This window comes from Paenibacillus mendelii, from assembly GCF_024498075.1.
GTDB classification, from domain to species: domain Bacteria; phylum Bacillota; class Bacilli; order Paenibacillales; family Paenibacillaceae; genus Paenibacillus_Z; species Paenibacillus_Z mendelii.
Genome location: NZ_JANHOF010000004.1, coordinates 650,431 through 661,890, shown reverse-complemented (window position 1 = coordinate 661,890; position 11,460 = coordinate 650,431). Strand labels below are relative to the sequence as shown.

Genomic DNA, 11,460 nt, shown 5'->3' with positions numbered 1-11,460 from the left:
CAGGGGCGGATCATATAAATAGATGCTTCAGGAAGTACTCGGAAGAGTTGGATGATCTCCTAAATAAATGTTATATATAATCGATGATGAAACGCACGGTGAAATAGCCGCGCTCAGCACGTCCGTCTACTGCCTCGCGCCGGTGGAGATCGGCGACCGGGTGAATCTGTACCCGAAGGTCATCGATTCCGGGCGCCGCTTCTGCAAAATGGAGGTTGTCGCGCTGGCCGGCGGGAAGCGGGTAGCCCAGGCGTCATCGCGAGCTTGTTCGATTAGCCATCGCGATCGAGACAGCCCGCTGGCCGAATGGTCGGTGGGCTGCTTGCGGGCGTCGGCGGATGGAGTCGATCGGCGCGGCGTTTAAATGTCGTGGAATCGTTCCCAAAAAGCGATAACAATGTTATGATCGAAGTGCATACGACAACCGACAAGGAGAACTTATGATGAAGAAGTCTGCGCATGACCGGACGACGGCCGAGACGCGGTCCGGCAACGCCACGATCAACGATGTCGCTAAGGCGGCCGGCGTCGGCCGCTCCACGGTTTCGCGCGTCATCAACAACAGCCCGTCTGTGGACGACGCGACCCGGCGCAACGTATTGAAGGTGATGGAGGAGCTTCGCTACGTTCCCCGCGCTTCCGCGCGCGGCAACCGGCTGTCGCGGAGCCATTCCGTCGGCTACGTATTCGGCCTGCCCAAGGAGCGCATGGACGAGGATCCGTTTCACGCGATCATCTTCCAAGGGGTTGCCGACGCTTGCCGCCAAGCCGGCTTGAACATCCTCTATTTCACCGACGATTCGATGAATGATCCGCAGTCTGCCACAACCGTGCTGGAAGCGGCGCGCAGCGGCATGGTAGACGGCTTCATCGCCGTGCTGGCCCACGATTCGTGGCTGCTGAAGGCGCTGGAGGAATGGAGCGTACCGACGGTTCTGATAGACCCGCAGCATGCGGGCTCGCCTTTTCCGTGGATCGGCATCGACAATGCCGGGGCGATGATGGACACGGTCCGGCGGCTGCAGGCGCTCGGACATAGGAAGATCGCGTTCATCGCCGGCGAGCACGGGCACGGCACGATTCCGCTCAGCTTTCGCGAACGGTTGGCGGGCTATCGGGTCGCGATGGAAGAGCAGTGGACGCTCGACGAATCCCTCATCGTCGTCGAGCGCATGGACGAGGGCATCGCCGGCGTCGCGGCCGGCTTCAAGGGGGCCCGGAAGCTGCTCGACTCGGGCAATAAGCCGGATGCGATCGTGGCGGCCAACGATCTGATCGCATTCGGCGTCATGCAGCTGCTGTACGAGCGCAACGTCCGCATTCCGGACGAAATGAGTGTGCTCGGCTTCGACGACGTCCCGGCCGCTGGCTACATGGCGCCGGCTTTGTCCACCGTTCACGTGCCCAAGGAGCTGCTGGGGCGCAAGGCGGTGGAGGCTTTCATCGAACTGTACGAGGGGACGGACGGGAAGACGGCGCCGCCGGAATGCCTGCATCGCGTCCAGGCGCAATGGGTGAACCGGGGGACCGTCGCCGATCGCCGGCCGAGGCCATAACGATGAGGAGACCCTTCCGGTTCATCGCCGTCCCGCCGCTCCCTTAGCGGGACGATCCGCGTGAAACGTTTTTTTCGCAGAAGCACGCTACCGATCCGCGTAACAGGTTTGTCTGCGGAAGAGTGCCACGACGATCCGCATGCCGCCCCTGTCTATTGAAGCGCACCAAGACGAATCTATAGATAACCCCCGTCCGCGGAAGCGTTCGGGACCGGTTCGAAAAAAGGGATTGACGACTGTCTTTCTTTAGTGACATAATGGGATCGATCCCATGGGATCGATCCCAAACGGTTGCGCAATCTTGGCAAGACATTCGAGTTTATGGAAGAAAGGGGCGGATTATGCCAGAGCCAAGCCTTTGAACGGGACTTTGCAAGCGCTATCATTTTAAGGTGAAGCGGAGGTGATCGGATCGTTGCTGCCGGGCCGCGCCAGGCCAACGCGAAAGAGGTGCACGCATGCAAACGGTACATCATGCCGTCAAGAAACCGGTCGTTTATCTGGACAAAAAGGTGACGGAGCATACTTGGGACGAACCGGTGGATCAATGGCTGCAGGCCGCAAATCGAAGCCGGTGATTTCGCTGGATATGCTGAAATAAAAAGGCAAGGATTCATGCCCGCTGCCCGGCCGCTGCGGCAAGCAGCTACCCGGGCTCGGGTAAAATCATAATTTGCAACCTGGGAGGTTGATGAATCTTGTGGAAGCCTATTGGCAGTTTGGCGCTCGCGGCAATCGTGACCGCTGCGGCGCTCGTCCCTGTCGCGGGACCTGTTCGTACTGCGTCAGCTACCGCTGACGTGCTGGAATTCGCGCCGGGCGACGCCGCGGAGCAAGCGCTCCTCATTGAGAACGACGGCGCGATTCAAGAGCACGGCACGTACTTCCGTTTCACGGACGGCTGGTCGCATTTGACCTACAAGCTGACGAAGCCGCTCAACAGCAAGGCGCTGCTCACCTTGACGCTGGCCAGCCAGTATTTGGTGCGCGTCTCGACCGATAACGCCACTTGGACCGACGTTCTCGATTATGAGGTGAACGGCAATTTCAAAGAGGACCGCACCATTGATCTGTCGCCCTATTTCGCGCAGTCGCCCGACGTGTACGTCCGGCTGGAGGACAAAGTCAAGACCGACGGCTGGGGCGGGCAAATCTGGCGCGCGAAGCTGCAAACGTACGATCTCGGAACCAGCGCGGCCGATCTGCAAGCGGATCTGTCGGACGGCTGGAGCGTATCCGTCGATCAAGGTCCTCCGCAGACAATTCAGACTGGTGACCCGATCGCGATCGCGGCGGGCTCGACCGCATCTTATACGCGGACGTTCCAGGTGCCGGACGGCTGGCCAGCGCTGCCGATCAGGCTCGCATTTAGCGGCGTGACGGGCGAGGCGACGGTCTACGTGAACGGCGCCCCGACAGGCGTCGGCAAGGAAGAGCATATGCCGTTCACGGTTCCCGTCGCGACGTCGGACTTGCAAAGCGGGCAACTCGACATCCGCGTCGACGTCCAGCGGGAGCCGGGTGCAGTGGGCTCCGGCGACCTCGGACTGTGGCGGACCGTCAAGGCGGGGCACGAGGACCTGTTCACGATCCCGGAGCCGGTGAGGACCTTCGGCTCCGAACAGGTTAAGCTGGAGAAGCAGTACGCGCCCTACGATCTGACGGAGCTGAACTGGCTCGGCGCCAACGCACTGCAGAGCCTCTATGATGACCGGTACGGGCTACTGAATTTCGACGGCTACATGCGGAACAAGGAGCTTCATTACGTCCACGATTCCTTACGGGCGATCGGCGCTTTCTACGAAGAGGAACGCTACTCCCCGGTCGTCCGGCTCGATCTGGTCAAGAAGCTATATAACGGCGTCAAGGCCGCGAAGGTGCCCGGCAGCGACTACGAGTTTTTCCTGAAGCATGACAAGCGGCCGAAAAAAATACGGGGCAGCTTCACCGTGCCCGCCGATCTGCAGTTCGAAGCCGACCAGGATTTGAACGAGCCGATCGGCAACATCGGCTTCCGCGTTCGTCAAGGGAACGGCACGGAGCTAGCGAGCAAAGAGTTGTCCTATTCCGACGGGACGATCGGATACGCCGGCGGCCAGTACGATTTCACCCGGACGTACGCGAACGCGACGGGAACCGCGAATGTTGCGGCGGCGGTCCGGTACTGGGACGGCGATGCCGACAAGCCGTCGCAAGTGACGTTCTCCGCGACCGGGGACGTGTCCGCGCTGACGGCGGTCGTCGACGATTTCGACCAGCGCTGGCAGGGACGCAGCTACGCGCTCGCGGAGAAGCCGGACCGCACGACAGCGAGTGCCTCGAACGGCGACTTCGTGATCGATAATCCGCAAGAGCGCTACATTTTGCTCCGGACAAATCCGGACTGGTGGGTCAAGTCGATCCTCGTCACGTGGGACGGCCACCCGTCCCAGGTGAAGCTGAAGGCGACGAACGGCGTGTTCACGTCGGTGGAGATCACGTATCCGTCGGCGTCGAATCCGGTCACGCTGAAGGCGGTGCCGTTCGAGTGGTTCGATCCGAACATGAACTGGCCGCATGCCGCAGCCGCAAATATCTTGCAGACGGGCCATTACGGCGCGGGCGGCTTCGACCCGACCTATTCCGTCGACATCGAAGGATTGGGGCCGTACGGACTGGCTACCGCCGCCTACATTCTCAAAAAGTACGGAGACCCGCATGCGAACGAAGCGGTCGCGCTCGCGAAGTTGGCCGTCGACGGGGCCTATGAGGCGGAACTTACGCGGCCCGCGAGGACGTCGATTCTTCACGGGCTGATGGTTGCCTCCGAAGCGTTAATGCGTGCCGGATACCCGACCTACGAAACGCAGTTCCGCCACTGGGCGGACCGGATTCTGGCCGAGCAGCAGTCCGACGGATCCTGGGTGTGGCTCGACATGCAGACGCGCAACATGGTCACGATGCTGCATGCGTACAACCAGCTCGGGGACGCCAAATATTTGCAAAGCTACAACGACGCGCGGGGAACGATTCAATACTCGCCGCAAGGGCTGGTGTGGAAAGGCCAGGTGAACGTCGGGTCTCCGCTGCCGCTGTACGGGGCGCCGGACATCGCGTTCCTCGCGCATCGGAACGATCCGGCACTGGCCGACGTGATGAGCGCCGTCGGCCATTATTTCGGGGATACCGGGCTTTGCGGCTGCTCGGACATCAACCCGTATTTCCTCGGCTTCTCCCTGAAGAATGCCGGCTTGACGGACGGCCTTGGCGACACGCGCTATCCGCTCAAATTATGGGAGTACGCTAAATATGACGCGGGCGGCATGACCGTGCTGCTGAACCCGACCGCCTACGTGAACAATCCCTATTATCCGGCGGAGGAGCGGAACCGGGGCTTGACGCTGCTGGGCGAGCGCAATCTAGGGGGCTGGCTGACCCAGGTCGACGTCCCGGACGGAGGCGCGACGCAGCCGGCGGGTATCGTTCAGGGCGAGTCGGCGCGGTCGACCCGGCCGCAGGACGGACAGCACGCTATCTATTTCGACGTAGACGATCGTTTCTTGCACGATCTGGACAAGGAGAAGGGCAAGGACAAAGACAAGGTTGTCGTTACGGTGCGCTATCTGGACGAAGGGCATGACAGCTGGACACTGGAATTCGACGCCGGACGGGGCAACGATTCATTCAAGGTGAAGAAGAATGGCACGAACCGGTGGACGGAGAAGTCGTTCGTGCTCCCGCACGCCCGCTTCGCGGGAGGGCTGAACGGCCACGATTTCCGCATCCGGGACAACGGGGGCGAGACAGTGACGATCAGCCGTGTCGAAGTGCGGCTGAAGTAGAACCGGAGCCGAAGCCGGCGCTGTGTGCGCAGGGCGCTTGCGGAGCGGAGCGAAATCGGCGAGCGAACAGGCTTGCCCCGTCTCGTGGCAGGGTTTTCGCCGATAGGCCTAGGCTAAGAGTGTCCGGCCGGAAATCGGCCGAACCCCATTTAAGGTCGAAAATCGACCTTGCAGGCAGAGGAGGTCGGGAGTGAGTCACTGCAAGGTCCGAAAACGTCCTTATTGAGCGCCGAAGCCGCTGCGATAGGCACCTTCTCGTACCCGCCGCAGCGGTCAGGAGGCGAAACGCGTATACACCCGCCGGTCCATTGAATCGGCGGGTGTCAGGCTATCGACAAAGCTCTGTTATTTGAGATGGTCTGGATAAATCAATCAAGTTCTTGAGGGATCACTTATACGAAAAGAAAGAAGATCGCCCTACCCAGCCAGCTTGGCCAGGTGGTTGGCGATCTTTTTCATGTTCTAGCAGATGGCGGTCATGAACGCTTGCTCGAGGACGTTTTTCTTGCCGCGCAATCGGCAATAGCGAAATCAATGGAGCTCTTTGGCCTAGTTCTAGTTGTGAGGGTGAAACGCTTGAAAATAGTGAAGGAATTACAATTAAATGCTCTAATAGAGGTTTTATTATGTTTTTAAGCGAGCTTTGACGTCATTATGAAGCGAATAAGCGAATCCAGGGGTTTAGTCCAAATACATTGAAAGCCTATGCCTTGCAGCACAAGATGCTGGTTAACTAAAAATGGACAAGTGAATTCCGAAGTTTTTGATGGAGCAAGATGTTATTCATCTGAAGATCTCATGTCAGACACTAAGTGAAAGAGCGCTGCTTGAGTTTCTCTACAGTACAGGCTGCCGAATTGGAGAGATTGAGATGATAAATATTGAGGATCTGAACTGGGAGAACTGCTCGCCATTGTAAATGCAAGGGTTCAATGCAAAGAGAGGTATATTTCACCACCGAGTGTAAAGTATTATTTAGCCAATCGTGAGGACTCATGTAAAGCCCAATTTGTAACCGATACAAATCCAGTAAAACGAATGGCCATTCCAACGCTCAGGTGGGCATTAAAGCGGCTTGCAGACCGGGGAGAGATCGAAGCAAATGTATACCCGCATCGCTTTCGTCATACCTACATGCCAGCTCCTTGATAACGGAACGCCGTTGGGATGTTGGGGCATGAAAAAGCATCAACCACCCAAATATATGCTCAGCTGCGCGGCGAACGTCGGCGAGAACTGCATCGTCGGTTCTTTTAACGTCGCTTTGCTTGTGAGCATGGCATTAAATTGGCCATAGTCCAAAATAAAAAGGGGAAAAAACTAGGATAGCAAATTAACTCCTAAACAACAAAAACGACAGCAAGAACGTGAAATTATTGATGAGTATCACAAATTGGTAACTGAAGATGCTCTGGATCCTCTGTATCAATCTTTTTTGGAATGGAAATCAGGTTCTTTATCGTATTTCGAACTAACAGAGCTAATCCATATATTCCATAAGAATAACCAGGAGATCTACAAGGACTTCACATATACTGATCGTAAAGAACTCATTCTACTTGCCAAGCTGAAATTGGGCCGTTTAACTGAGGATGATATTAAAGAAAATAAGCGGCTTTTAGAATTTTGGGGATACGAGGACAGAACCTCTAGTTAGATTAATGTAAGCCGTTCAGTATGGTGCCGATGAATCCAACAGAAGTCATTCACAGGGAGCAGATAACGAGGAGTTGTTCCCTTCTACAGAGCAATTTAACAACAAACTTAAAAACACAGCATCTCAGTCTCTTGAAATCCATCATTTCGTCAATCAAAGCTAGACGGATGTTTTCGACCTCTGATTATAGGACGTGTCCATGGCCATCATGGATGCGTTTTTTATATATGCCCGATTCGAACACGGCCCGTAATCATAAAAACACTCATTTCAGAACAAAAGCTTGTTTTGAGAACTTCAATTTTACGATAAACAGAACTCAAGTAACACCTTAGGACTGGTGATTCTTACTTGCGAACTATAAGATTTAGTCACGGTAGCTTACAACTGTGAGATTCTTTATTGATCGTGGAAGGGGATGGCCGATTGAAGCATGCAGAGGCAGAGATTCGCGAATGGGTTGAAAAGAATGAAGAGAGCATGATTCGGCTTGTACAGGATCTAGTTTCCTTTAATACGGTGAATCGGGTATGGACAGGTACGGAGAAAGATGCGCAACTTTTTCTTTCACAAGTGCTGAGGGACATGGGATTAGAAGTGGATGTATTTACGCCGGAAGAAGTACCCGGTTTCAAGGAGCATCCAGGCTACTTTCCCGGCAAGGATTATTCAGACCGCCCGAATGTTGTAGCAGAGTGGAAAGGAACAGGCGGTGGGCAGTCGCTTATTTTTTCCAGCCATATGGATACAACTACGGCAGCCTCCGGATGGGATCGAGATCCTTGGGCAGCGCACATAGAGGATGGGAAACTGTATGGTCTAGGCACATTCGATATGAAGGGCGGTCTGGTAGCTTCAATCTCGGCAGTTCGCTGTCTGAAAGAACTTGGATTTCAACTACAAGGAGATGTCCTGGTCGAGTCTGTTGTCGATGAAGAGTTCGGCGGGGCGAACGGAACGTTGGCGAGTCGAATCAGAGGTTATAATCCCGACGCTGCAATCATTCCCGAACCAACGAACATGTCGGTATGTCCGGGTAATCATGGCGGAGCCCAATGGAGAGTTACATTTACAGGAAATACGGGAATGTCCTTCAGTGGAGAAACCATCATTAACCCGGCTAATATAGCGGCGAAATTTATCGTTTATTTGGAGGAATTTGAAGCCGAGCGGCAGAAGAAAGGGGGGCCTGCTCCTTATTTTATTCATGACCATGTCCTCCCCGTTATTGTCACCCGCTTGGAAGCCGGGGACATGAATGCGCCGTTATGCGACACGGGGCCGGCCGAATGTCATGTGGATCTATGGGTAGAATGCCACGCGGGCGTTACGGAAGAGGAGCTCGAGAAGGAATTGGTGAACGGCTTCCAACGAAAATATGCTGACGAATATATGAAATGGAACAAGCCTACCTTCAGAAAATTAATCCGCTTTCTGCCCGGAACGCAGGTGGATTCGAAATTTCCGTTAATTGGTCTGTTATCGGAGATTGCGGGTGAAGCGACTGACGGGAAATATGGCAGTATTACAGGGGCTCCATTTGCATGCGACTCTTTCATGTTCAACCAGTATACGAATACCCCGGCGATTATTATGGGCCCAGTTGGAGCGAATGCGCATGCGCCAGATGAATATATCGATATTCCGGCGTTCTTGAAGCTTGTCGAGATCTATGCGCGAACGATTGTACAGTGGTGTGGTTACCTGGATCGTGATGGGCTAACGACATAAGCGTAAGACGGAGGGAGATGAACAGATGGAACGATTTCGTAACAAAATAGCTTTCGTAACCGGCGGGAGCCGAGGAATCGGCTTGGCGATCGCCGAACGCTTCGCTGCCGAAGGCGCGAAGTTGGCAGTCGTATCCAACAGTATGGAAGAATTAAATCAAGCGGAAAGACAATTTAAAGCCGCGGGTTATGTCATGCTGCCCCTGCTCGCAGACGTTTCCGATGCCGACCAAATCGAGAGAGCCGTTGCACGAACGGTTTCGCAATGGGGCCGGATCGACATTCTTGCCAATAATGCTGGCATTGCTTGGGAAGAAGACTTCCTGGAGATGAAGGACAATAATTGGCGCAAAATGCTGGACATCAATCTGAACGGCATGTTCTATACCGCACAGCGGGTATCCCGCCAGATGGTCCAGCAAGGGGGAGGCGTCATTATCAATATGTCCTCCACCAATGGGATCGTGGGCGAGGCCAAATATGCACATTATAACGCATCGAAGGGCGGCATTGTTTTGTTGACCAAAACGATGGCTTTAGAGCTGGGAGGCTGCGGCATTCGTGTGAATGCGGTTTGTCCGGGTTATATTCAAAGCCCCATGTCCGAAGCGATCGACAGCCCGGAATTTGTAGAGGCCTACATTCGTGCCAATATCCCGCTGGGCAGGGCCGGAGTGCCTGACGAAGTAGCAGGCGTATTCGCTTTCCTCGCTTCCGACGATGCGGCCTTTATAACGGGCACAACCCTTGTAGTCGATGGCGGACAACTCGCATTTTAATGGATTTGACAACAGGAGGCATACAAGTGAACTTACATTTTATATTGGAAGATTCCGATTTGGAGCCCGGCATCCGGATATTTGCTGAAGAATTCCATTTCTCCGTAAAGGATGAGGGAATGCCGATTCAAGTCACACAGAAGAATGAGAACATCATCGTCGTGTCGAAATCGGGGGATAAAGCCTGGATTCAATATGAGCATAAGCATCAATTTTTTCGGGCGCTCGGACTGCTCCTCGAGCATATGCAGGACAAACAGGAATTCTATATGACGGAAGTGCCTCAGTTCAGCACGAACGGCCCGATGATCGACGTTTCTCAGGGGAATGCGGTATTGCAAGCCGAGACCCTTAGACGGTTAATGACCAAGATGGCCGCCATGGGACTCAATATGCTGATGCTGTACACCGAGGACAGCTATGAAGTCCAAGAGCAGCCCTATTTCGGCTATATGAGGGGCAGGTACTCACAAGATGAGATCCGCCAATGCGACGATTATGCCAATCTGTTTGGGATTGAACTTATTCCGTGCATTCAAACCTTAAGCCATTTGAGAGAGGTAATCAAATGGGATTGCTTCGCGGACATCAAGGATGATGGGGATACGCTGCTCGTGGGAGAAGAGAAAACATATGCTTTTATCGAGCAGATGATCATTGCGGCGACAAGCCCGGTTCGGACGAAGCGCATCCATATTGGCATGGACGAAGCGATGAAGCTCGGTCAAGGGAATTACCTGCTCAAAAACGGACTGCGCTCCAAGTTCGAGATCATGAACGAGCATCTTACAAGGGTGCTGCAGATCACTGAAAAGCACGGCTTGAAGCCGATGATATGGAGCGATATGTATTTCCGGGCGGGGTCTGATGTGGGGGATAACTACGATCGGAATATGATCCTGCCTGACAACATTTCCGAGGTTATGCCTCCCAATCTTCAGTATATTTTCTGGGATTATTATCACTTCGACGAGGCGTTTTATCTCGATTTTATTCGCAAGCATAAGCAATTTGGTTCAACTCCCATCTTTGCAGGCGGGATTTGGAATTGGAAAGGGTTCTGCTTGAACTATGGCGCAACCTTCGCATCCACCGAAGCGGCTTTGGCTGCATGCAAGAGAGAAGGCGTGAAGGAAATCATCGCGACCTTATGGGGCGACGACGGATCGGAATGCCATATTTATTCCGCTCTTCTCGGCTTGCAGTTGTTCGCGGAACACGGGTATGCGCAGCAAGTGGATGAACCTAAGTTGAAACGAAGATTCGAATTTTGCACCGGCGGCCGTTATGAGGATTTCATGGACATCCGTCTTGTCGACGAAATTCCCGGCACTTTCGAAGGAAACCGCGAAATGGTGAATCCGTCCCGTTACTTGCTGTGGCAGCAGGTGTTAATGGGGCTGTTCGATCACAATATCGATGGATTGCCGTTAGATGAGCATTATGCTAAGTTAGCCATTCAATATGAGCAAGCGATGCGGCGCAATGGCCAATGGGGTCAAGTATTCGGGGTTTTACATAAGCTGTGCCGCGTCCTATCCGTCAAATCGGAGATTGGCTTAAGAATCACACGCGCTTATAAGAATGGAGATAAAGCGTCTCTGCTTGATTTTGCCCAGAGGGAGCTGGTGGATTTGATCGGCCGGGTGGAAGAACTGCGGGAATATCATCTGAGCCAGTGGCACCAGCTGTACAAACCGTTTGGCTGGGAGGTCATCGATTTCCGTTATGGCGGGCTGCTGTCCGGCCTTAGAACAGCGATCCGCCGTTTGGACGATTATGTCTTCGGAAGGATCAGGCGCTTGGAAGAGCTTGAGGAGGAACGCTTGCCGTATCAAGGACAGGAAGGCATCGTGGACTGTTACTGGTACAAGGGGATGCCCACGGCAAGCAGACTTATTCAATCCGTAGACTAGG

Annotated in this window: 7 protein-coding genes; all 7 read left to right on the top strand. The window is 54.3% G+C overall.

Features of this window, described 5'->3' with window-relative positions:
• The first annotated feature begins 67 nt into the window (after positions 1-67).
• The 7 genes from NNL21_RS17290 (at position 68) to NNL21_RS17260 (ending at position 11,459) form a co-directional block, all read left to right on the top strand.
• A complete protein-coding gene (locus NNL21_RS17290; protein ID WP_204818491.1) occupies positions 68-364 on the top strand; it encodes a CBS domain-containing protein in 297 nt (98 codons plus the stop codon).
• A 76-nt stretch (positions 365-440) separates the two neighbouring features.
• Positions 441-1,556: a LacI family DNA-binding transcriptional regulator gene (locus NNL21_RS17285; RefSeq protein WP_204818490.1), complete on the top strand. Its 1,116-nt coding sequence runs from the start codon at positions 441-443 to the stop codon at positions 1,554-1,556.
• Between the two features lie 698 nt (positions 1,557-2,254).
• A complete protein-coding gene (locus NNL21_RS17280; protein WP_204818489.1) occupies positions 2,255-5,377 on the top strand; it encodes a COG1470 family protein in 3,123 nt (1,040 codons plus the stop codon).
• Positions 5,378-6,143: 766 nt separating this feature from the next.
• Positions 6,144-6,296 (top strand): tyrosine-type recombinase/integrase, encoded by a 153-nt coding sequence (locus tag NNL21_RS17275; RefSeq protein ID WP_256555295.1) that lies wholly within the window; start codon positions 6,144-6,146, stop codon positions 6,294-6,296.
• Between the two features lie 1,164 nt (positions 6,297-7,460).
• The gene (locus tag NNL21_RS17270; protein WP_204818488.1) at positions 7,461-8,765 is read left to right on the top strand and encodes a M20/M25/M40 family metallo-hydrolase; all 1,305 of its coding nucleotides are present in this window, start codon (positions 7,461-7,463) and stop codon (positions 8,763-8,765) included.
• Positions 8,766-8,790: 25 nt separating this feature from the next.
• Positions 8,791-9,543 carry an SDR family NAD(P)-dependent oxidoreductase gene (locus NNL21_RS17265; RefSeq protein WP_204818487.1) on the top strand — a complete coding sequence of 251 codons (753 nt, stop codon included), beginning with the start codon at positions 8,791-8,793 and terminating at the stop codon, positions 9,541-9,543.
• 26 nt (positions 9,544-9,569) lie between these two features.
• Positions 9,570-11,459, top strand: a complete 1,890-nt coding sequence (locus NNL21_RS17260; RefSeq protein ID WP_256555294.1) for a beta-N-acetylhexosaminidase — start codon at positions 9,570-9,572, stop codon at positions 11,457-11,459.
• Position 11,460 lies beyond the last annotated feature (1 nt).

What these genes read in the sequence shown, in the direction of transcription:
- NNL21_RS17290 (WP_204818491.1), top strand. Translation starts at nt 68, where the DNA reads ATGTTATATATAATCGATGATGAAACGCACGGTGAAATAGCCGCGCTC.
- NNL21_RS17285 (WP_204818490.1), top strand. Translation starts at nt 441, where the DNA reads ATGATGAAGAAGTCTGCGCATGACCGGACGACGGCCGAGACGCGGTCC.
- NNL21_RS17275 (WP_256555295.1), top strand. Translation starts at nt 6,144, where the DNA reads ATGGAGCAAGATGTTATTCATCTGAAGATCTCATGTCAGACACTAAGT.
- NNL21_RS17265 (WP_204818487.1), top strand. Translation starts at nt 8,791, where the DNA reads ATGGAACGATTTCGTAACAAAATAGCTTTCGTAACCGGCGGGAGCCGA.